This window comes from Tundrisphaera macrotermitis, from assembly GCF_051175315.1.
Classification (GTDB): domain Bacteria; phylum Planctomycetota; class Planctomycetia; order Isosphaerales; family Isosphaeraceae; genus Tundrisphaera.
Genome location: NZ_CP195100.1, coordinates 3,596,827 through 3,618,685 on the forward strand (window position 1 = coordinate 3,596,827; position 21,859 = coordinate 3,618,685).

Sequence of the window (21,859 nt, forward strand, 5' to 3'; positions counted from 1 at the left end):
GGTGGGGCAGTCCGAGGTCGCCCGATCCGATCGCGTTCAACCCAGTCTACACCCGCCCCGGGGTGTTTGCCCCGAGCTGCGGGCAATATGTCAATCCCCCCTGCGGGAAGACCCGGCAGGCGGGGTGCGGGTGGCCCCCGAGCGCCCGGGCGGCATGGTCCCAGAGCCGGCCCTGATTGGCGAAGATCCGGACCGGCCCGAGGTTCGAGCCGAGCCTGGCATGCAGGGGGGGAGAGTAGACCAGGACCGTCCGGTCCACCACCAGTTCGCGGGCCCACCGGATCAGGAACTCGTTGGGGGCGCGGAGGGCCCGGACGACCCGGTCCGCGACGGCCACCCCGCGCCGGACCGCCCACCCCCCGGGCGAGCCGACCGCCGCGATCCCCCGGAGCACCGGCATCGGCACCGATCGGTCGATCGCGTCCGGGTCGGTGAAGAAGAACCCGACCAGGACGCCCCCCGGCCTCCCCGCCGCTCGATGCTGGAGCAGCACCTTGAAGCTCATCATCGGGTCGCCGGGCCAGGGGTCATTCCCGGCCACCACCACGTCGACGCCCGCCGGGTCGTGATCCGGGGCCCGGAACCGGCGGCGGGCCTCCTCGGCCAGCGCATCCTGCACCGGATCGGGATGGCCGGCGACGACCCGGAGCACCACGCCCGGCGGGCCGAGCAGGTGGCTGATCGACAGGCAAGGGCCGAGGAGACCGGCCGCCGACCGGATGGCCGACCGCATCGGGTTGTCGGCGGCATCCCCCCCCAGCAACTTCCCCGCCTCGTCCCCCCCCAGGCCGCGCCGGTGGAGCGCGCTGAGGGTGGTCCGGTGGCTGGTCCCCGGGAAGATCAGCTTGTACCCCCCGCCGAACCCGGCCTGGAGGTGGGGCAGGACCGACCCGATCAGGATCCGGAGGTCGGCCTCGGCCACCGGGCGGAACACCCGGACCGGGATCCCATCGGGCGTCGTCCCGAGGTCCTGGTAGGCCGACAGGTCGTCGACCGGGGGGCTATCGCAGCGATGGGCGTCCGCGACGGCATCACCCACGCGGAGCCGCATCGTCGCGTCGTCCACCGCATGATGCCGCCCCACCCCCACGCAGATGCGGATGTCCGACACGCGCACGCCCGCCTCGCGGAGCCGTCCCAGGATCACGGGCAGCGCCTCGCGGACGGGCGTCCAGCGGGTCGGGTCGTCGACCACGATCGCGACGGTCGACCCCAGCCCCACCATCGAGGACAACGGCGGGCACCCTTCGGGATGGTCGAGCGCCTCCGCCAGCGCGGCCGGATAGTCGTCCAGCGGGGAAGACAGGTCCGGCCGGGCCACATCGACGATCGGCCAGGCGGGCGGGATCTCCAGGGGGAGCGGAGGGCCTCCGCCCCAGGGCAGCAGGATCTCCGGTCGGGTCTGGCTCGTATCGCTCATCGCCATGCTCAAGGCGCTCCGGGGCCGGTCGGGAACCGGGACCACGCTACCTGAACCGCGGGCGTCTGCCTACACGCCGGGCGGGGATCGCCCGGGGCTCGCGACGGTTCAGCGGATCTCGACCCACTCGCCCGGGGCGGGGGTGACCGGCATGGCCGAGGTCGTCTCGCGGACCTTCTCGGCCCAGGCCCGGGCGTCCTGCGCGATCGGAGGGAAGGTGTTGTAGTGGATCGGCATCGCCAGCCGGGGCCGGAGGCGGCGGATCGCCGCGACGGCATCGGCGGGGCCCATCGTGTAGTAGTCGCCGATCGGGACGATGGCCAGGTCGAGGCCGATCTCGCCGATCAGGTCCATGTCGCCGAACAGGGCGGTATCCGCGGCGTCGTAGATCGTCGAGCCGTCCCCGCACGTCACCACAAATCCGCAGGCCAGGCCGGCATAGGTCCCGTCGGCCAGGCTCGAACTGTGGACGGCCGGCGTCAACCTGACATGGACGCCGGAGTCCCCCTTCCAGCCCCCGCCCGGCTGCATCCCTTCGGCCTTCTCCACGCCCTGCTTGTTCAGCCAGTTGGCCAGTTCGTAGGGGGCGACCACCGTCGCCCCGGTCCTCCGGGCGATCGCGACCGTGTCGCCCAGGTGGTCGAAGTGGCCATGCGACAGGAGGATCAGGTCGGGCCGGATCGTGTCGGCCGACACGTCGGCTGGGGTGGTAGGGCACTCGGACAGGTACGGGTCGATCAGGATCGACTTTCCATCGGACTCGATCAGGAGCGAGGAGTGACCGAGGTAACGCAGGCGGGTGGCCATCAGTGGTACTCTTCGAGGATCGGGAGCGGGGTCCTGCCGGACGCCATCATCCTGCACGATCGATGCCCGGTCCAACCCCTTCCGCACCTCGTCGGGCGATTCCTTCGCCCCGCGCCGGGTGTTATCATCGCCGCTCCTTCCCGAATCGATGGAGACGCGATGATGCTGAGCCCGACGACCTTCCTCCTGGGCCTGATTCTGACCACCGCCGACCCGACCGGCGTGATTCACTCGGATATCGGGACCGGGAAACGCGGCTTCGCGGGGGACGGCGGGCCGGCATCGACGGCCTTGCTGGACAGCCCGTTCGACCTGACCTTCGACCGGGACGGCAACCTCTATTTCTCGGATACCAACAACCACCGGATCCGCCGGGTCGATGCGAAGACGGGCGTGATCACCACCGTCGTCGGCTCGGGCGTCAAGGGGTTCGGCGGCGACGGCGGGCCCGCCACCGAGGCCCGGCTGGACGAGCCGTACGGGGTCAAGCTCGATCGGGCGGGCCACCTGTTCTTCGTCGATCGCCTGAACCGGCGGGTCCGCCGGGTCGATGCCCGGACGGGCCTGATCACGACCTTCGCCGGCAACGGGGCGAAGGCCGGATCCGGCGACGGCGGGCCGGCGGCCGACGCCGGGTTGGCCGAGCCCAACGGGATCGCCTTCGATGCCGCCGGCAACCTCTACATCGCCGACGTGGCCGATCACCGGGTCCGCAAGGTCGACGCATCCACCGGGATCATCTCGACGTTCGCCGGGACCGGCAAGGGGGCCCGCTCGGGCGATGGAGGGCCGGCGACGCAGGCGTCCCTGTTCGGCGCCCGCGCCGTGGCCGTCGGCCCGAATGGCATCGTTTACATCGCCGAGCGTCAGGGGAACTCGCTCCGCGCCGTCGACCCCGCATCCGGCACGATCCGCACCCTGGCCGGCACCGGTAAGAAGGGGAATTCGGGCGACGGCGGCCCCGCCGATCGGGCGACCTTCGACGGTCCGAAGGAGCTCTGCGTGGACCGGGACGGCAACGTGCTGATCGTCGATACCGAGAATCACGCGATCCGCCGCTATGACCTCGCCACCCGAACGATCACGACCGTGGCCGGCACCAATGGGCGGAAAGGTTCGGACGAGTCGCATCTCGACCGGCCCCACGGGGTCGCCGTCGGCCCCGATGGCGCGATCTTCATCGGGGACACGAATAACCACCGGATCCGGAGGGTCGCGGCCGGCTCGCGCTGATCGGGGGACCGGCGAGGACGCATTCGTCTCATCAACGGGCCAGGGGGCGATCGACCTCGCCGCAACGCAAGCTCATGCGAGGTCGAGGGAAGGATCATCGGCGGTTCCCGCGAGCCTCGGTCGCGGCGGGGATCGCCCATTGACAATCTTGCATCATCGCTCGATGATGAGTTCACTCGCCAGGGAAGGCGGGACGTTGCAACGATCCAGGAGGGATCAACCGTGTCCGGACTGATGATGGGGATCGCCCCGGCGAAGGCTTCGGCCTCGGGGCGACCGGCCGATATGCCCTGGCTCTCGCCGTTCCTGACGGTGCAGGATGCCCGGACATCCTTGAAGTTCTACGAAGATGCGTTCGGCTTCGCCCCCCGCGAGACGAAGGTCGGCCCCGATGGGTTGATCTACCAGGCCGCCATGAACTGGCGCGATGCCGTCATCCTGTTCGGCCCGAAAGACCCCGAATCCGGCAACGCCCGGCCGGGCTCCTCCCGGGCCGCCGGGCACGCCTCGACCCTCTACGTCTACTGCGACGACGTGGATGCCTTCTACGCCCGGGCGATGGCGGCCGGTGCCACCTCGGCATTCAAGCCGATGGACGCGTCCTGGGGCGACCGGATCTGCAAGCTGATCGATCCCGACGGCCACGCCTGGAACTTCGCCGCCCGCCTGGGCTGAGCCGGGCCGCCCGATCCTGCGAGCGGCCCGCACTCCCGACCAGATTACTTGGCGGTGCCCGCCAGGGCCGCCGGGTCGTCGATCACGAGGTAATGGCCGTGGTCGGCGGAGACGATCAGGGCCGACTCGTCCCAGTTGCTGTTCTTCTCGACCCAGTCGATGATCGCCCGGACGGCGGCCTCGCCGCTGAGCACGGCGCCGACGGCGTTGTCGAGGTTGTTGTCGTGGAGCCCGAAGTCAACGTCGCCCGCCTCGACGAACAGGGCGAACGGCTTGCCCTTCTCGGCCGACAGGACCTTGAGCGCGGCGTTGGTCAGGTCGACCAGCTTGGGCGACTCGTTGAGGTCGTCGGCGGTGTACTTCTCCGCCTTGTTCTTGATGCTGGGGGTGGGGTCGTAGTTGCCGTCGGCGGTCCGGTACGGGAGGTGGTTGAACGTCCCCTTGCCGAAGAAGCCGAAGAGCCGGTGGCCCCCCTTCGCGGCGCGCTCGGCCGCCTCGGCCACGGCGGCCGCGCCGTTGACCTTGGGCTGGGTCTCGACCACCACGTACTTGCCGCCGTTGGCCACGTCGATGGCGGCCTTGTCGGCATCGGTGATGTGGGTGTTGCCCGACACCGCGTTGGAGCCCTGCTCCTTGGTCAGCTGCTTGGTCTTGTCGCCGATCCCCGAACCGGCCCCCATCACCACGTCGAGCCCGGGCTGCTGCGGGAACTTGCCCGTCTCCTGGGCGATGCTCTTGAGGCCCAGCATGTCGCGGGCGAGGTCCTGGTAGTCGTCGCGGTGGACGTTGTGGGCGTACATCGCGGCCGGAGAGACGTGGTCGAAGGGCACGCTGGTCACCGTGCCGACCTTCCACCCGTCGCCCTGAAGTTGCGCGAACAGGGTCGGCACGAATCGCCCGTCATCGGTGACGTTCACGCCGTTGTTGTACGACTTCACGCCCGAGGCGATCTCCGCGGCGCTCTGGGACGAGTCGGTATAGGCATGGAGCACCCCGCCCACGGCGGCCACGCCCGACTTGTCCTCGGCGTTGGCCCCCTGGCCCTTGAAATAGCCCCGGGCGAACTTCGGGCCGAGGGTCCAGGGGTTCGGGCCGGCGATCTCGGCGTCGTAGCCCCCCAGCAGGCTGGTGATCGGGATCTTCACGGTCTGCTTGTCGAGGTCGACGATGTTCTTGTCGTGGGTGGGGCTGGTGACGTAGTAGCCATACTGCGCCGTGCCATCGGCCGGGTAATCCTGGAAGACCAGCCCGGCACCCTTGCCCTCGGCGTAATCCTTCCCGGACTTTGCCAGGGCCGCGGCGCGGGTGGTGTCGTAATCCATCCCGTCGAACCAGGCGATGAAGAGATGCTTCACGCCCTTGGCGACCGCGTCCTTCTGGAGCCGGTAGATGTCGCTCTGGTCCGCGTACTCGGCCGAGGGGTTGAGGGTCCGCTGGGGCAGTTCCCCATACAGGGCCTTGATCTTGGCCTCGTCCCGATAGGTGCTGTTGGCCCCGGTGATCGAGCCGACGTCGATCTTGCGGCCGAACGTATAGAATGGGATCAGCCGGTTCGAGTGGCTGGTGTGATTCGAGAAGACGTCGCCCGGGCCCTGCGAGCCGAAATGATACGGGCGGGCCCGCTTTTGGTCCTTCGTGGCGATCGCCTCGGACTGGATCTGCTTCAGCCGATCCTGGGCCTCGGCGGCCGCGCCGGCGAGCAGCAGGCCGGCGAGCGTGAGCATCGGGATCGGGCGGCGGGCGGGGCGGAGGGAGGAGTTCTGGTCTGGGCGGTGGATCATGGGCGGGAAGCCCTCCGATGTCGCGGCGTTGGGGTGGGGTCGCCTCGGCGATTCCTCGCGAGGCTCGGCCTACCCTACCATAGAAAAACGACCAATTGGATGGGCCCGGGCCCGAGAATTGCCCCATCCGGCGAAACTTCTGACATACTAACGGCGGGGGAGCGGCCGGGCGGCGTCCCGCCCGCGGGCGGACCGCCCGGCCAAAGTGACCAACGACGGCGGCGGGGCCCGTCCTCGTGCCGTCCCAAGGAACCGGAGGCGAGATCAGGTGCATCGCGATGTTCTGGCCATCGTCCTGGCGGGTGGCCGAGGGGCCCGCCTGGAGCCCCTGACCCGAGACCGTGCCAAGCCCGCCGTGCCGTTCGGCGGCATCTATCGGATCATCGACTTCACCCTGTCCAATTGCATCAACTCCGACCTCCGCAAGATCCTGGTCCTGACCCAGTACAAGGCCGTGAGCCTGAATCGGCACATCGACCAGGGCTGGAAGTTCCTCTCGCGCGAGCTCGATGAGTACGTCGAGGTCATCCCCCCCCAGCAGAGGATCGCCGACCACTGGTATCAGGGGACCGCCGACGCGATCTACCAGAACGTCTACACGATCGAGAAGGCGGCCCCGCGCGACACCCTGATCCTGGCCGGCGATCACATCTACAAGATGAATTATGCGGACATGATCGGGTTCCACCGCAAGAACCGGGCGGACCTGACCATCGCCTGCCAGCCGGCCCCCAGGGAGTTGTCGCGGGAGCTCGGCGTCCTGAGCGTGGATGCGAGCGGCCGGGTCCTCGACTTCATCGAGAAATCCCCCGACGCACCCACCATCCCGGGCCATCCCGACACCGTCCTGGCATCGATGGGCATCTATGTCTTCGCCACCGACGTGATGTACGAGCAGCTGTTCCGGGACGCCGCGCGGAAGGACGAGAGCCGCCACGACTTCGGCCACGACATCATCCCGGCGATGCTGAAGGGCTCTCGCGTCTTCGCCTATCCCTTCCGCGACGAGAATCGCAAGCAGGCCGCCTACTGGCGCGACGTGGGGACGCTGGACGCCTACTACCAGACCAGCATGGACCTGATCTCCACCGACCCGATCCTGAACCTGTACGATCGCGACTGGCCGATCCACACCTACCAGCCGGCGATGCCCCCGCCCAAGTTCGTCCACGCCGAGGCGGGCCGGCGCGGGGCCGCCTACGACTCGATCGTCTGCCAGGGGTCCATCGTCTCGGGCGGCCAGGTCTTCCGCTCGATCCTGTCGCCCGGCGTCCGGATCCACAGCTATGCGCTGATCGAGGATTCGATCCTGTTCGACGGCGTGGACATCGGCCGCCATTCCCGGATCCGCCGCGCCATCATCGACAAGGATGTCCGCGTCCCGCCGAACGTCGAGATCGGCTACGACCGGGCCTTCGACCTGGCGCGGGGGCTGACCGTGACGGATGATGGCGTCACGGTCGTCGCCAAGGCCGAAGACCTCGAACGGTTCAAGGACTGAAGGCGGCCGAAGGCGATCGCCTCAGGGCTTGGCCTCCAGCTCCACGATCGTGGGCTCGCTGGCATTCCCGAGGCGATCGACGGCCGTGACCACCATCCGTTGAATCCCGGCGGCATCGATGGCCCCGAACCCCTGGGACTCGCCGCCGTAGGGCCTCACCAGGGTCTCCCACGCCTCGCCGCGGCGGATCTGGATGACCCAGACAAACGGAGGGGTCGCCGAGGGCAAGGGCTTGAAGGCGGGATTCCCTCCGTTGAAGGTCGTGAGGACCTTCGGCTTTTCAGGGGGCTTCGAGCCGAGCCACGGACTCGTCGGGATGATGGCGGGCTCGCGATAGAGGCCCTCGACCAGCTTGTCGGCGAACTGCGTGGGGCCGGGCCGCAGGGACTTCTGGCTGAACAGGATGTTCCCCGTGGCGCCGGGCGTCTCGCGGATGATCTCGATCTGGCGGAAGATCTCGTCGGGCCGGTAGCTCTTCTCGCCGGTCCCGACCCGGCTGCTCGACAGTCCCGGCCAGACGTGGCGCTTGTGGGTGTTCTGCTCGATCCAGTAGTTCAGGAGCGGGCGGAACGGCTGACCCGGGGAATCGACCTTCCAGTAGAGCTGGGGGGCGATGTAGTCGCACCAGCCCTCCTTCAGCCACAGGACGGCGTCGGCATAGAGCTTGTCGTACTGATCGAAGCCCTTCACCCCTTCCGGCTGGCCGGGGCGGGGGATGCCGAACGGGCTGATCCCGAACAGGGCGGTCGGCCGCTCGGCGCGGATCTTCTCGGCCATCGCCCGGATCAGCCGGTTGATGTTGCCGCGCCTCCAATCGTTCCGCTCGCCCTTGTATCCGGCCTCCTGGGCCTTCTTCCAGCTCGGATCGTCGGGGAAGGGGAGTTCCTGGCCGGGGCGGGCGGGGTCGGCAATCGGATAGGGATAGAAGTAATCATCGATATGGAGGCCGTCGAGGTCGTACCGCTTCGCCAGGTCGGCGACCACGCGGAGCGTCTGATCGAAGGCGTCGGGCTCGCCCGGGTCCATCCACCGCATCGTCCCGTAGGCCTTGGCCAGGTCGGGGCGGGCCTTGTCGACGTGCGACGCTGCGTCCTCGTAGCGGGCCCCGGCGATCTTGGAGCGGAACGGGTTGAGCCACGCGTGGAGGGTCAATCCGCGCCGATGGGCCTCCTCGATCCAGAATTGGAGGGGGTCGTAGTACGGCTCGGGCGCCTGGCCCTGCTTGCCGGTCAGGTAGTGGGACCAGGGCTCGATGGGCGAGTCGTATAGGGCATCGGCGGCCGTGCGGACCTGCAGCACGACGGCATTGAGGTTCAGCCGCGCGGCCGAGTCGAGGATGGCGATGGCCTCGGCCTTCTGGGTGGCGACCGGGAGGCCGGGCTTCGTCGGCCAGTCGATGTTCTCGACCGTCGCGACCCAGACGGCGCGGAACTCGCGAGGGATGGGCGGGGCATCGGGCGGGGCGGGGGCCGCCGCCAGCGTTGCCAGGCAAAGCAGGTGGGCAATCACGAATCGGATCCTCTTGGTCCAGGCCGGCCAGACGTTCCGGCCATCTCCGAATATCCTAAACGTGGGACTCGGGGCGAGTCGAGTCCCACCCTCCGGCGAGAATCCTCATGGTTCGCCCCACGGACGCCGATAGATAAGGGTGTCGGAAGGAGCCTCGAATCGACCAAGGATGGTTGAAGAGGATCCGCTCGCGACGCCTCGGCGACCAAGGATGGACGCGGAGGTCAGCACGCCGACCGATCGAATTCGGAATCAAAGCGGCATCCGCCCGGGCATTTCGGCTCGTCGGTATCTCCGGCGATCCGGGAGGCATTCAGGAGATGGACGTCGTCATCGGCCGCTCCGGCCGGCGACCGCCCTCGTTCGGCGAGGGGTCGGAACCGCCGGTCGGCGCGGCTCGATGCATTGACCCCGCGGCGATGGCCCGCGATCAGCGGGCGCCCAGCCCGATCAAGAGCCGGGACCCGTTCGGCAGCATCTTGTCGCAGAACATGACCTGGTCCGGCGGGGTCGTCACCACCGTCTGGAATTGCGACGCGCCCTGCTGCGCGAGATTGAAACGCATCTGGACCTTGCCGTTCAGGTCCAAGGCCTCGACCAACTGCGCCGAGGCGACGAAGCCGTCCCCCAGGTCGCAGGCCACCGATTGCCCGGCCATGGCCCGCTGGCTCTCGATCTTGATCAGCTTAAAGCCGTGATTCGGCAGCAAGCGGCGGAGCTGGGGGAGGACCGGGGCCAGCTTCGGGTCGGCCCCGCTGCCCCCTGGGGTGGCGAGGACGCCGAACACGGTGATCTGCCGCGCGGGGATCATCTGGCCATGCGCCGGCCCCCCGAAGGACGATAGGAGCCCGGCCATCACCAGGATGGCCGGGGACAAGGCCGAGATTCTCCGACGGGACGCCACGCTCATTGGGCCAGGCTTTCCATGGCGTTCATCACGTCATGAGGGGTGGCGTCGGCCAGCGACGGGAACGATTCCGGGTTCGTGGACGGGTCGTCCATCACCACGACACGCGGCCCCTCGGGGTCGAGTCGGACCAGCACCGTCTCGTCGAGGTTGATCTCGATCCGAGGCAACGCCTTGGCGACCGGGCTGGGTTGCGGCCGAGGCGCCTCGGCGACGGGATCCGGCCGGGCCATGGAGAAGTACGGCCCGATGAGGGCGGCGGCCGAGGCGAGGCCGATCGCCAGGCGAATCCAGCGCCCCCGGGGCCGGGCGGGCATCTCGATGACCGGCGGCAGTTCCGCCCGATCCAGGTTCCGGGCCACTTCCATCCAGGCCCGATCCAGCGCCACCGGCGAAAGGTCGTCGAACCGGCTTTCCGCCCACGCGCGGTCGAACCGCGCGGCCTCCTCGGACGACGCCGAGCAGGCCGGGCAGGCCGCCAGGTGGGCCATCAGTTCCTCCGAGGCAGGACCTCCCACCGGCGTGGTTGCGATCTCCCGGCCGGCCTGTTCGCATCGCATCACGCACCCCCCCATCGCGGAAACCATCGGGTCCGGGGCGGCGATCGTCCCGGGCCGTTTCGTGTCAAAGGCCATCCACCCCGGCCATGAATTTTTGCAATTTGGACCTGGCATAGAACAACCGGCTCATCACCGTCCCGATCGGCACGTCCTGGACCTCGGCGATCTCTTCATAGCTCAATCCCCCCTCGGCGAACAGGACGAACGCTTGCCGTTGATTGGGCGCCAGCCGGGCGAGGGCCCGGTCGAGGATCTCGCGGAGATCGCGGCGGCGCATCTCGCTGGACGGGTCGTGCTGGCAGGACGGCTCCATCGGGAGGGGGCCGCCTTCGGCCTCGCCCGATGCCTCGTCCGGCTTGTGGCCCAGCCCCAGAAGCGGCCTCCTCTTGCGCCTCCGCCCCGAGTCGATCGACGCGTTGGTCACGATCCGCAGCAACCAGGTCCGGAAACCGCTCCGGCCGTCGAAGTCCTTCAGGTGCGAGAGGGCCTTGATCATGCAGTCTTGCGTCGCATCCTGGGCGTCCTGCTCATGCCCGAGGAGCCGGGAGGCCACGCGGTAGGCGACCGTCCAGTGGCGACGGAACAGCTCTTCCAGCGCGTCGCGGTCCCCGTGCCGGCCGCGTTCGACCAGGATGTCATCGGACATCAGTCCGGCGATGGAACCCTCGATCATGGACACCCCTGAGAGCAACAGACGCGGCCCGGTGTCATCTTATTCGATGGGCGGCCCGGACCCATCCCAGCGGAACCGACCCGATCGGATTGTCGAAATTCCCCTCAAGTTGCAAACAACCTGGGATTGACCGGTCGGGGCAACCCGGGCAAAATGCCCCCGTTCGCCTCGGGCCTCGCCCCGACTTGCGGACGTCACACCTCGGACGAACACTCCCCAAGATCACGTAGGGATGACGAGTCCTCGCCCGGCCACGATGGCCGGGGACTCGGGGTCGCGCCTGGGCCGACCCGCCAGGCATCGTTTCAAGGAGGAGAGACGCCGTGTTGCGCCGCCGCACCGCCCTCATGGGCATGATGACTCCGCTCCTGGCGCTCCTCGCGCTATCGACACCGGCCCTGGGCTCGGGCGTCTACAAGTACCAGATCACCGCCGTCAACGCCCCGACGGGCACCGCCAGCAGCCTGACGCAGGCGGCCTTCTACGTGACGCCCCCGGAATCCCCCGACGTCGATTCGACGGAAAACCCGATCCAGATCGACACGCTGGATAGCAAGGGGGCCTTCGACGTCCTGAATTATAAGCCAGGCCAGGCCAGCTCCGCCTTCGCCGACGACTCCGACCCGACGGCCGTCCCGCCGGTGGCCCTGACCCAGCGTGCCCTGGGCTTCCTGTTCAGCGGGCCCGGGTTCAAGACGGACGGCTCGGACGTCCTCACCTTCACCATGGCCACGGACCCGAGCTACACCGGGCCGGCACCGACCCTCACGCCGATCAGCGGCCTGGAATACATCCAGGTCAAGAGCCTCGGCCTGGTCGTCCCCTCCTCGCAGAACGGCGAAGGATCGACGGTCAACACCCCCGAGCCGGCCACGCTGGCCCTCTGGTCCGCCCTGGCGGGCGTCGGCCTCGTCGGGTCCCGGGCCCGTCGCCGCGGCCGGCGGATCCCCCAGGCGGCCTGACCCCTTGGCATCGGGCCTGCGGTCGGTCATGATGGGCCGACCTCCAACACGAGCCGAATCCGGCCGTCACCCCCGGGGTGCTCGGCCGTTCGGCGTCTTCGCCGGGGCCGTTTCGCCGTGGAAATCCTGATCACCGAGTCCCAGATCCGCGAGCGGATCCGCGACCTCGGAAGGCAGATCGAGGCGGATTATCAGGGGAAGCCCCTCACCATCGTCGCGGTGTTGACCGGCAGCCTGATCGTGCTGGCCGACCTGATCCGCGAGATCGGGATCCCCCTCCGCGTGGCCCTGATCCAGGCGAGCAGCTACAAGGGGGCGACCACCCAGGCCGGCGCCCTGATCATCAACGAGTCGTTCGCCCCCGATGTCCAGGGACGCGACGTCCTGCTGCTCGACGACATCCTGGACACCGGCCACACCCTCGCCACCTTGGTCCATCGGATGGCCGACCGGGGAGCGACGAGCGTCCGGACCGCCGTCCTGCTCCGCAAGGTCGGCCGCCAGGAAGTGGCCATCGAGCCCGACTATTGCGGATTCACCATCCCCGATGCGTTCGTGGTCGGCTATGGCCTCGACTTCGACGACGATTATCGCCACCTGCCCCACGTCGCCATCCTCCCGAGCCTCCCGCCCAACCTGGTGGATACCGGCGAATTCCCCGTCGTGTCATGAAGGTGGCCCTGGTGACCCGCCGCTTTCCCCCCGCCATCGGGGGGGCGGAACGCATCCTGAGCTACCTGGCGCGGGCGCTGGCCGAGGCGGGGGCGGGCGTGACGGTGCTCACCTCCCACGTCCCCGGGCTGCCGGCGTCCGAAGGGCCGGATCCGCACGGCGTTCGCGTCGTCCGATTGCCCACCTCCGGGATCAGGTTCCTCGGCACCTGGCAATACATGCGGGCGATGGCCCGCTGGTTCGCGCGGGAGCGGGTCGACCTGGCCTACGTCTCGATGCTCAAGCACGACGCGTACGTGACCATCGGGGCCGGTCGGAAACACGGCTTCCCGGTGGTCCTCCGGCCGGAAGGGGCCGGGGCGACGGGCGACCTGGCATGGCAGAGGTGGGGCCGCTTCGGATCGGTGATCGGTCGACGCTGCCTCACGGCCGATGCCGTCGTGTCGATCTCCGGTGCCGTGAGGGCCGAACTCATCGCCGCCGGCTACGACCCCGGCAAGATCCATGACCTGCCCAACGGCGTGCCGATCCCGGAGCGTCCCTGGACGCCGAGCCCGGGTGACGCCCCGATCCACGCGGCATTCGTCGGCCGCCTGGCCCCGGAGAAGGGGCTCGACGTCCTGATCCGGGCCTGGCCGCTCGTGCTGTTGAAACGTCCCGAAGCCCGCCTGACCCTGATCGGGGAAGGCCCCGAACGGGTCGGGCTCGAAGCGGAGATCGCCCGGCTGGGGCTGGGGCCACACATCGCATTGACTGGTGCATCGGATGATCCGGCTTCGATCCTCCGCCATTGCGACCTGTTCGTCCTCCCCTCGCGCGAGGAGGGGATGAGCATCGCGTTGCTGGAGGCGATGGCCCTGGGCCTGCCGCTGGTCGCCTCGGCCATCCCCGGCAATCGTGCCCTGGTCACTGACCGGGTCCACGGCCGCCTCGCCCGCCCCGATGATCCCGAGGATCTCGCCCGGGCGATGCTGGAACGATGGGCCGACCCCGAAGGGTCGATGGCGATGGCGGAGGCCGCTCGGCTCCGGGCCATCCAGCAGTATTCGATCGCGGCCGTGGCCGAACGGCACCTGGACCTTTTCCGGTCGGTGATCGCCGATCGGGCAGGGGGTCGAGACGCCGGGCGGGCAGTCGCCGACGCGAAGATCACCGACGCATCCCGTGGTCGCGAGGGTTGAGACCGTGCTGAACGTCCTCCAGGTGATCCCCACACTCGACCGGTCCGGGGCCGAGAAGCAGATGGCCCTCCTGGCGACCGGGCTCCCCCGCGACCGATTCCGGGTCGAGGTCGCCGCCCTGACCCGATCCGGCCCGCTCGCGGCCGACCTGGCCTCGGCCGGCATCCCGGTGACCACGATCGGCAAGCGGCTCAAGCTCGACCCATTCGCCCTGGCGAAGCTGGCCCGCCTGGTCAAGAAAGGCCGGTTCGATGTCGTCCATACCTGGATCTTCGCCGCCGACGTCTACGGGCGGGTCGCGGCGAGGATGGCAGGGGTCCCCGTGGTCATCACCTCCGAGATGGCCGTGGACCTCTGGAAAAGCCGTCGCGAGCTGGCCGTCGACCGCTGGCTGGCGAAGCACACCGATCGCGTCGTGGGGAATTCCGAGGCGGTGGTCGACTTCTATCGCGAGGCGGGCATCCCCCCCGAGCGGCTGACGATGATCGCCTCGGGAATCGGCGACGAGGAACCGCCGGCCATCGATCGGGCCGCCGTCCGCGCGAGCCTCGGGCTGCCCCTCGATGCCCCACTGATCCTGTACGCGGGCCGTCTCGCCGAGCAGAAGGGGGTGGGCGACCTGATCGCGGCGCTCGACCTCCTCCAGCACGTCCGGCCCGACCTGCGCACCTTGATCGTGGGGGACGGGCCCCTGCGGGGGAAACTGGTATCGATGGCCCACGCCTTCAAGCTCGACGTCGATCACAAGGTCCGCTTCCTCGGCCATCGCGAGGATGTGCCGACCCTCCTCGCCTGCGCGGACCTGCTCGTCCTCCCCAGCCTGTATGAAGGGCTGCCGAACGTGGTGCTGGAAGCGATGCGGTTCCGGGTCCCCGTCGTCGCCACCGCCGCGCCCGGGACCACGGAATTGATCGTCGACGGGCAGACCGGCCTGCTTGTGCCCGTGCGCAATCCGCCCTTACTGGCCCAGGCCATGCGCCGGGTGATCGAGGAGCCCGGCCTGGGTCGTCGCCTCGCGGAAGCCGGCCGGACGCGGGTCGAAACCTCATTCGGTGCCTCCCGGATGATCGGTAGTTTCGCCGATCTCTACGAGGAGATCGCCCGGGCGAAAGATCGGCCCGTGCATTAATCCCCGAAAAAAGCATTGACGATCATCAATGCGATCGTTTGCAATGGGCTCATGTCAACAAGATGGACGACATGACGGCGGGCGTGTCCCGGCAAACTGACACCTCCGGGTTGTCAAATTGAAGCGGCTTTCCACTTAATTGAAACATTACCGACAGAATCGCGCGGAGCTTCCCCCATTCCCCGGGGTCTTTGCTTGCGGATTTACCACCCAAGTGGTTCAATGAGACCGTCCAATGCGATCTTTGCGATCGAATCTGGAACGCAGCGACAATCCCGTCCCTTCGATGAGCCGGCGTTTCCTCCAGTCCATGATGTTCTCCGCATCATCAGGCGCCGTCTTCGGCTTCGACTTATCTCAGGTTGACGGTGCCCAGGACCCTAGCGGCCGCCTGCCGAGGCTCCTCGCGTAGCGGCGAGACCGATGGGGATCCGAACCACCCGACCTTTCTTCCCGGACACTTGCAAATGTCCGAATCTTACGCCCTCATCTACTGCAAAGACGCGCGCCTGGCCGGCGACATCGCCGGGGCGATCGATTCGATCGATCTTCTCCGTTCGGTCTCCATCGGCCACCTGGATGATTCGCTGTCCCACGCCGGCCGCGGGGATTTTCGCCTCCTGATCGCCGAGATCTCGGATGAGACCGACATCGCCAGGTTGAAGGACGTGGTCCGTCGGATCACGAACACCTCGCCGTCGGCGTCCACCCTCCTCGTCGGTTCGGAGGATCGGGAGGAGATGGCCCGCGAGGTGATGCAGGCCGGTGCGGCCGAGTTCGTCCCCCACCCCGGCCCAACGAGCTTTCTGGCCTCCCGGGCCGCGTCGCTGGCGAGGATGCCGATCGGCCCGATCACGACCGCGGCGATCCGCTTCCGCGACCAGGCCGAGATCATGTCCCCGGCCGGGGCGAGGGTCGTCGATCAGATCCGGCGCGTGGCCCCGATCGACGCGACGGTCCTGCTGGCCGGCGAGCTGGGATCGGGGAAATCGCGGGCGGCCCGTCTGATCCACGAGGCGTCGCATCGCTGCGGCCGCCCTTTTGTGACCCTCAACTGCAAGGCGCTCTCGCCCGCGGCCACCGAGGTGGAGATGCTGGGCCAGGTCCGCTCCGCCGCGATGGGGACCGACCGCGTCCAGGTCGGCAAGTTCGCCGAGGTCCAGGACGGCACGATCCTGATCGACGACATCGATTCGCTCTCCCCCGGCCTCCAGGGGAAGCTCCTCCATGCGATCGAGTCGGGGATCTTCGAGCCGCTGGGGTCGAACGATCCCGTGCCGATGCGGGCCCGGGTGATCGCCACCAGCAGCCGGCCCCTCGACCTGGAGGTCGCCGCCGGCCGGTTCCGATCCGACCTGTATTATCGCATCAACGTCATCGAGATCATGCTCCCGCCGCTCCGGCAGCGGATCGAAGAGATCCCGGGGCTGACCGCCCGGTTCGTGATCGAATTCGCCGAGAGGTGCGGACGCGAGGTCGAGGGGATCGCCCCGGATGCCCTCGAGGCCCTGCTGCGGCACGACTGGCCGGGGAACGTCCGGGAACTCCGCAACATCCTGGAGCGGGCGGTCGTCCTCGGCCTGACCCCGACCATCCTCCTGGAAGACCTCCGCCTGAAATCCCCGCCCGCGTCGCGGTCCCACCCGAATCATGCCGGGAGCCCCGGCCCGGCCACCCTGGCCGATGCCAAGCGGGATGCGGAACAGTCCCGGATCGTCGAGGCGTTGCGCAAGCACGGCAACGTCCGGCTCTACGCCGCCCGCGAGCTGGGCATCAGCCGGATGACGCTCTACAAGAAAATGTATGAATATGGCCTGATGGAGAGGCCCGCCCGGGATCAGGGCGGGAGCAAATCGGACGGCGATGCGGCCTGACCCTTCGCCCTCGGCTCGGGCCGGGGCGATGGGCCAGGCCGAGCCCATTCAGGCGACGGTCGGGCCCGGATAGACCGACCCGCCGATATTGCGGCGATTGAAGCCCGTGACGACGCTGGTCGCCGAGATCGGGGTGGATGCCAGGTCGGTCACGCCCGAGGTGCCGCCCAGGATCGTCAGGTTGTAGGGCTGATTCAGCCGCAACGACTTCCTGGTCGGGATGAGGACGACCGTATTCGAGGCGGCGTCGTAGGTCGCCGACTTGAGCTTGACGGTGCCGATCCGACGACCCCTGCGGTCGAAGGAGACGATGCGGTAATTCGCCAGGTTCTCGGCGGACGCCGGATCGAGCGGCTTGTTGAAGTTCAGGACGATCGTCGTCGGCTTGTTGCCCGAGCCGTAGGTGACGATGCTCGTCAGGACGGGCGGCAAGGTCAACGCGGCGCCGGGGAGCCCGGCGGTCGGCCCGACGAAGGCATCGCCCCCGACGGTCGGCCCGACCAGGGTCGTCGCGCCGGTGGCGAGGTTGATCGTCAGGAGTTGCGGCGTCGTCGAACCGGCGACCGTCACCGCGGCGAACGCCACGTTGTAGGTCGCGGCGATGTCGAAGCCGATGACCCGCGTGACGTCCCGCCCGAGGGAACCGACGGTGGTCAGGGTGCCGGCGTTCGCCGGGTTCTGGAGCACCAGGACGTCGCGTCCGATGTCGATGCCGTAGAGCATCGTGGCATTGGAGCCGGCGAAGCTGTTGGTGTAGGCCACCTCGGCGATCTGCGGGGTGATCCCCTCGCCGGGATCACCGGCGGCGTAGGCGAGGGTCCCGTCGACGATCGCCGTGGCGTCGTTCGGGTTCACCCGGAGGTTCTGGCCGGTGTTGCTGACGATCCGCAGGCGATCCACGGTCGGGTTGAAGTCGATGCCGAAGGTGGTGCCCGAGAGGGCCGGGGTGATCGGGCCGCTGCCGACCTGGGTCAGGTTCGCGGTGAGCGGGTCGATCGTGAGCAGCCGCCCCAGCGAGCTGAGGCCGTAGACCAGGCCGTTGGCCGGCCGGACATCGATCCCGATGATCGATTCGCCCGCCTGGAGCCCAGTGAACGGGGTCGTGCTGACCGGCACGGTCGGGGAATAGGACGTGGTCGTGATGAGCGACCTGCCGCCGTTCGAGATGCTGAAGAAGGTCTCGACCTGCTGGGAAATCGCGATGTCGCGGACCGTGGTGGTCCCGTCGCCGACCACCCCGACGGCGGTCGCCGCCCCGGTCGTCAGGTTGATCTGGAACAGCGCGGTCCCGCCCGATGCGTCGGTCGCGGTGGCGTAGGCGGTGTTGATCTCGGGGCTGAAGCTCCCGACGATGTCGAAGCCGATAGGCCCCGACGCATCGGCGCCGAGCGGGCCGACGGTGGTCAGGGTGCCGGCATTGGCCGGGTTCTGGATCGCCAGGACGTCGCGCCCGGTGTCGATCACATACAGCCGGGTCGTCGTCGCCCCGCTGTAGCTGTCGGAATACGCCACCGAGGCCACCTGGGGGGCGATCCCGGCGCCGGAGTCCCCGGCGGCGTAGGCGAGATTCCCATCGACGATCAGCGTGCCGTCATTGGGATTGACCCGGAGATTCTGCCCCGAGTTGCTGTCCACCCGCAACCTGTCCACGGTCGGGTTGAAGTCGATGCCGAACTGCGTGCCCGCCAGGGGCGTCGAGAAGGTGCCGGATCCGACCTGCGTGGCCACGCCCGTCGTCGGATTGACGCCATAAAGGCGACCCGTGCTGCCCAGGCCATAAAGTGTGAGCGTCGCAGGCCGGAAATCGATACCGAGCAGGGATTCGCCCGACTGCAACCCCGAGATCGGCAGCGGGGCCGACACTACGCCCGGGGTCGAACTGTCGAACCGGATCAACTCGCTATCGGTGGTCAGGCCGATGATGGTCGCGAGGAGTTGCCGGTTCTCCAGCCCCTCGACCTTTGCGGCGAACGGACGACGGTGAGCGCGATTCGTGCGTCTCGAACTCGAAGGGGTGTGGCTCATGGTGGATCCCGGGAACAGGAGGGTGATGATGGAGAGTCATCGGACCGAGAAAAATCTCCTCAATCCAAAATCCCAACCCAGGCTACCAATCCCCCATTAGCTCGTCAAATTCCCCATTCGGCGATCGTCTGCGGCCAGCCATCCCAGGTGCAAGAGGGCGAAGATGTGTTTACATGGGATGTCGGCGGGGGAATCTTCTCGATAGGCCCACTCCGCGCAATCGCATTGGGTCGTCCCATCCGCGAGGCGGGCCGCATAGTATGGCCCGAACTCCAGGCGTGGGTTCAGCCTCTGGAATCGCCAGAGGCCCGGCGCGGCCTCGGACCCCGGGATCGGCTCGACCCCATAGGTCCGTCCCTGGATGGTGATGAGCCGGATCCGGTGAGGCCGGCGATTCTCGTCACGGAGCCGGATCACGGCGACCGGCGATTGGACCAGTTCGCGTTCAAGCACGGCCCCGCCGAACTCGGCCCGAAGGCGATCCCAGGCGGTTCGGGCCTGCGTCAGCGCCTCGCGATAGTGCCAGGTCGAGGCATGGCCCGGGCCGAGGGTGGATTCGGCCATCTCGAAGTCGGCGAGCGCCACATCCAGGAGGATTTTGGCACGCTGGACCCGGTCGATGAGCAGGCGGGCCGACGGCGTCGATTGCCCGATCATCGCCGGGTGGCCATTCGCGGGCGGTCTTCGATGGGATCGCATCGGGTGAACCCGGCCCGCCGCGGTCGCGGGGCCAAACCCGTGAAGACATAGCGGCGGTCGGCGTTGCCGATCAAGCAGACCTCACGGATGCTCGTCGCGTCGTCCCGCGACGCCCCCGACGTATCAAACCGGACCGGGTTCCGGGTCTGCATCTGGTCGCCCCCTGCGTACGGCAGCACTCCCGATCGACGTTCAGGAGTGTACCGAAAGACAGAGGTGACGCACAAGAGTCCAGGTCGGATGACTCCGATTTGAGCGATCGCAACGGTCCTATCGCAGCGCGGATTTCGACCTTGGCGATTCGACCGTGCTCGCGAAGGCGTCCAGCAATCCCAGGCGTCCCGGATGGATCGACTCCAGGCCGAGCTGCGACTGGGCAGCATACGAGAGCCGATGGGCCTCGCCGACCAGGACGACCAGGCGCGGTTCCTCGGCCTCGGTCACGCCGAGGAGTTGCTCCGAGCTGGTCAGGTCCAGTTCGGGGACGCCGGGTAAGGTCGACCGGAGGACGAACCGCAATCGCCCGCCCGGCGTGGGCCCGGCGATCAACGGCCGGTCGAAGTCGGGGCCGACCACGAGGATGGAACGGAACGGGCGGACCCGGTGGCGCATCAGCACCGACGACCGGAGGTTCATCAACTCGCGGGTCTCGAAGTGTCGGAAGGTGACCTCGCGTAGCCCATCCGCGAGGGTGGTCACCAGGACGACGCCCAGGAAACTGGCCAGGACCCGCCTCTGGCGGACGTCCCGGCGGCGGGCCCAGCGGTCGAGGCCCCGGGACAACCAGACGACGACGATCAGGAGGTCGACGGCGAGGTGGAGGCCCAGCGCAGATCGCAGCCCGACATGCCCGTGGGTCAGCCCGATGACGGCCCCCCGCAACTCTCCGCTCACCCACCAGGCCACCGACACGGCGGTGGCCGGGGCCAGCCAGCTCAGGGCCCGCACCGGGGCGCGGCGGCCGGCCAGGTCGCTCATGGCCTGCGCCGCGAGGAGGTTGAGAGGCACGAGCAGGAACAGGCCCATCGCCGTCTGAGGCCCGCCGACCCAGGCGGCCGGGGCCAGCGCGGCCACGGCCAGCCACACCACCCAAAGGATGCCCCCCACCGTCCCGCGATCATCGCCGTCCGAGACCAGGGCCTCGCGGATCGCCCGGGCGACCGCGAACAGGCCCAGGGGCAGGGTCGCCGGGGCCAGGTCGTTGAGGCGGCTGAGCAGGGCGGGGCGTTCCCAACCCAGGGGGTCGGGCGGGACGAGCAGGGATCCGAGGAACTCGCGGCCGTGGGCGGCGTACATCAGGCCATACCAGGGGGCGGCGATCACCAGCCCGATGACCAACGCGACCGCGCCGGCCACCAGGCTCGGGTTGTTCCACCAGCCGTACCAGGGACGCTCGGCACGCTCGACCGGGGCGAGGCCGGACCGGAGGTAGGTCTGATGGAGCACCACCACCGGGACGCAGAGCAGGCCGACCCCTCCCATCGCGAGCAGGGATAGTCCCAGCGAGACGCCGCCGGCCAGGATCCAGGCGGCCCCGCCCCCGCAGACGAAGAATCGCGACGGCGAGGGGCCGAGCTGGAGATGGCGGCCGTAGCAATAGAGCGAGGTCAGCGTCGCCGCCAGGGCCAGCGTCGCCGGCGACGCCACCTTCATCTGGATCAGGATGTGGGGGTTGAAGGCCGTCAGCATGGCCGCGGCCAGGCCCACGCCGGGGCCCCGCCAGAGCCGGCCGTGCCAGTAGACCAGCAGGACGATCGCCGCGCCGGCGATGTAGCTGGGCATGACCGTCGCCCACGGGGCGCGGGCATGCCCCAGCGAGAGGCCCAGGGCCTCCAGCCAGGCATACAGGGGCGGTTGCAGCGCCACGGCTCGGAAGGCCCGGGATTCCAGGGCCGGCCGGAGCGAATCGGCCGCCGGCGTCTGGTCCAGGAACCAGCCATCCAGCACGGCGAGCCCCCGCAGCCCCCACCAGGGGCCGGGCGGCGTCAGGTTCCACCAGTTCAGCGCGTACAGGCCCGGCAGGACGGCCATCAGCACGACCAGGGGGAAGAACATCGCCGACCGCGGGGCGGGGCGGAGCAGGGGCCGCCCCGGCGTCCCCGGCGCATCCAGGCCGATCCGGCCGTCCATCCCTCGCCTCGGCGTCACGATCGTATCCATGCGGCGACGGGCTCCTTCCGTGAGCCTCGGGAATCCTTCCACCAGCCGGGGGCGAGGCTAGCAGATTCCCCCCCGGGCGCGTAGGCCGATC

Annotated in this window: 18 protein-coding genes; 8 read left to right on the plus strand and 10 right to left on the minus strand. The window is 68.8% G+C overall.

Going from position 1 to position 21,859, the window contains the following annotated elements:
* Positions 1–46 precede the first annotated feature (46 nt).
* Positions 47–1,420, minus strand: a complete 1,374-nt coding sequence (locus tag TA3x_RS14460) for a lactate racemase domain-containing protein (protein WP_435015354.1) — start codon at positions 1,418–1,420, stop codon at positions 47–49.
* Between the two features lie 108 nt (positions 1,421–1,528).
* Positions 1,529–2,227, minus strand: a complete 699-nt coding sequence (locus TA3x_RS14465) for a metal-dependent hydrolase (protein WP_435015355.1) — start codon at positions 2,225–2,227, stop codon at positions 1,529–1,531.
* 159 nt (positions 2,228–2,386) lie between these two features.
* Between TA3x_RS14465 and TA3x_RS14470 the strand changes: the two genes are divergently transcribed.
* Together TA3x_RS14470 and TA3x_RS14475 are read left to right on the plus strand one after the other, a co-directional pair.
* Complete coding sequence (locus TA3x_RS14470) at positions 2,387–3,460, plus strand: hypothetical protein (protein WP_435015356.1); 1,074 nt, start codon at positions 2,387–2,389, stop codon at positions 3,458–3,460.
* Between the two features lie 222 nt (positions 3,461–3,682).
* A complete protein-coding gene (locus tag TA3x_RS14475; RefSeq protein ID WP_435015357.1) occupies positions 3,683–4,135 on the plus strand; it encodes a VOC family protein in 453 nt (150 codons plus the stop codon).
* A gap of 44 nt (positions 4,136–4,179) precedes the next feature.
* Here the strand turns inward: TA3x_RS14475 and TA3x_RS14480 are convergent, their stop codons facing one another.
* Entirely contained in the window at positions 4,180–5,916 is a 1,737-nt protein-coding gene (locus TA3x_RS14480) for an alkaline phosphatase (RefSeq protein WP_435015358.1), read from the minus strand.
* 205 nt (positions 5,917–6,121) lie between these two features.
* Here TA3x_RS14480 and glgC point away from each other — a divergent pair, with 205 nt between their 5' ends.
* Positions 6,122–7,417: a glucose-1-phosphate adenylyltransferase gene (glgC, locus tag TA3x_RS14485; protein WP_435015359.1), complete on the plus strand. Its 1,296-nt coding sequence runs from the start codon at positions 6,122–6,124 to the stop codon at positions 7,415–7,417.
* Positions 7,418–7,438: 21 nt separating this feature from the next.
* Here the strand turns inward: glgC and TA3x_RS14490 are convergent, their stop codons facing one another.
* The 4 genes from TA3x_RS14490 to TA3x_RS14505 all read right to left on the minus strand — a co-directional run bounded on the left by TA3x_RS14490 (position 7,439) and on the right by TA3x_RS14505 (position 11,066).
* Positions 7,439–8,926, minus strand: a complete 1,488-nt coding sequence (locus TA3x_RS14490) for a glycoside hydrolase family 10 protein (protein ID WP_435015360.1) — start codon at positions 8,924–8,926, stop codon at positions 7,439–7,441.
* Between the two features lie 430 nt (positions 8,927–9,356).
* The gene (locus tag TA3x_RS14495; RefSeq protein WP_435015361.1) at positions 9,357–9,803 is read right to left on the minus strand and encodes a hypothetical protein; all 447 of its coding nucleotides are present in this window, start codon (positions 9,801–9,803) and stop codon (positions 9,357–9,359) included.
* Between the two features lie 29 nt (positions 9,804–9,832).
* Positions 9,833–10,396, minus strand: a complete 564-nt coding sequence (locus TA3x_RS14500; protein WP_435015362.1) for a hypothetical protein — start codon at positions 10,394–10,396, stop codon at positions 9,833–9,835.
* Positions 10,397–10,457: 61 nt separating this feature from the next.
* Positions 10,458–11,066 (minus strand): RNA polymerase sigma factor, encoded by a 609-nt coding sequence (locus TA3x_RS14505; RefSeq protein WP_435015363.1) that lies wholly within the window; start codon positions 11,064–11,066, stop codon positions 10,458–10,460.
* 323 nt (positions 11,067–11,389) lie between these two features.
* Between TA3x_RS14505 and TA3x_RS14510 the strand changes: the two genes are divergently transcribed.
* The 5 genes from TA3x_RS14510 (at position 11,390) to TA3x_RS14530 (ending at position 16,884) form a co-directional block, all read left to right on the plus strand.
* On the plus strand, positions 11,390–12,028 hold the full coding sequence (locus tag TA3x_RS14510; protein WP_435015364.1) for a hypothetical protein: 639 nt from the start codon (positions 11,390–11,392) through the stop codon (positions 12,026–12,028).
* A gap of 117 nt (positions 12,029–12,145) precedes the next feature.
* Positions 12,146–12,700, plus strand: coding sequence for a hypoxanthine phosphoribosyltransferase (hpt, locus tag TA3x_RS14515; protein WP_435015365.1), 555 nt, complete (start codon positions 12,146–12,148; stop codon positions 12,698–12,700).
* Between the two features lie 11 nt (positions 12,701–12,711).
* Positions 12,712–13,881 (plus strand): glycosyltransferase family 4 protein, encoded by a 1,170-nt coding sequence (locus TA3x_RS14520; RefSeq protein WP_435015366.1) that lies wholly within the window; start codon positions 12,712–12,714, stop codon positions 13,879–13,881.
* Positions 13,865–15,010 carry a glycosyltransferase gene (locus TA3x_RS14525; RefSeq protein ID WP_435015367.1) on the plus strand — a complete coding sequence of 382 codons (1,146 nt, stop codon included), beginning with the start codon at positions 13,865–13,867 and terminating at the stop codon, positions 15,008–15,010. The genes TA3x_RS14520 and TA3x_RS14525 overlap by 17 nt, the downstream gene beginning before the upstream one ends.
* 467 nt (positions 15,011–15,477) lie before the next feature.
* Complete coding sequence (locus TA3x_RS14530) at positions 15,478–16,884, plus strand: sigma 54-interacting transcriptional regulator (RefSeq protein ID WP_435015368.1); 1,407 nt, start codon at positions 15,478–15,480, stop codon at positions 16,882–16,884.
* A gap of 48 nt (positions 16,885–16,932) precedes the next feature.
* On the opposite strand, the gene TA3x_RS14535 is transcribed toward TA3x_RS14530, so the two are convergent.
* From TA3x_RS14535 to TA3x_RS14545, 3 genes are all read right to left on the minus strand, one after another.
* Positions 16,933–18,909 carry a DUF4394 domain-containing protein gene (locus tag TA3x_RS14535; protein ID WP_435015369.1) on the minus strand — a complete coding sequence of 659 codons (1,977 nt, stop codon included), beginning with the start codon at positions 18,907–18,909 and terminating at the stop codon, positions 16,933–16,935.
* Positions 18,910–19,005: 96 nt separating this feature from the next.
* Positions 19,006–19,566, minus strand: coding sequence for a hypothetical protein (locus TA3x_RS14540; protein WP_435015370.1), 561 nt, complete (start codon positions 19,564–19,566; stop codon positions 19,006–19,008).
* Positions 19,567–19,878: 312 nt separating this feature from the next.
* A complete protein-coding gene (locus TA3x_RS14545; RefSeq protein WP_435015371.1) occupies positions 19,879–21,768 on the minus strand; it encodes an ArnT family glycosyltransferase in 1,890 nt (629 codons plus the stop codon).
* Between the last annotated feature and the right edge of the window lie 91 nt (positions 21,769–21,859).

Coding starts and splice junctions, on each gene's coding strand:
- TA3x_RS14460 (WP_435015354.1), bottom strand. CDS start 1,420: ATGAGCGATACGAGCCAGACCCGACCGGAGATCCTGCTGCCCTGGGGC.
- TA3x_RS14465 (WP_435015355.1), bottom strand. CDS start 2,227: ATGGCCACCCGCCTGCGTTACCTCGGTCACTCCTCGCTCCTGATCGAG.
- TA3x_RS14470 (WP_435015356.1), top strand. CDS start 2,387: ATGATGCTGAGCCCGACGACCTTCCTCCTGGGCCTGATTCTGACCACC.
- TA3x_RS14480 (WP_435015358.1), bottom strand. CDS start 5,916: ATGATCCACCGCCCAGACCAGAACTCCTCCCTCCGCCCCGCCCGCCGC.
- TA3x_RS14505 (WP_435015363.1), bottom strand. CDS start 11,066: ATGATCGAGGGTTCCATCGCCGGACTGATGTCCGATGACATCCTGGTC.
- TA3x_RS14530 (WP_435015368.1), top strand. CDS start 15,478: ATGTCCGAATCTTACGCCCTCATCTACTGCAAAGACGCGCGCCTGGCC.
- TA3x_RS14535 (WP_435015369.1), bottom strand. CDS start 18,909: ATGAGCCACACCCCTTCGAGTTCGAGACGCACGAATCGCGCTCACCGT.
- TA3x_RS14540 (WP_435015370.1), bottom strand. CDS start 19,566: ATGATCGGGCAATCGACGCCGTCGGCCCGCCTGCTCATCGACCGGGTC.
- TA3x_RS14545 (WP_435015371.1), bottom strand. CDS start 21,768: ATGGATACGATCGTGACGCCGAGGCGAGGGATGGACGGCCGGATCGGC.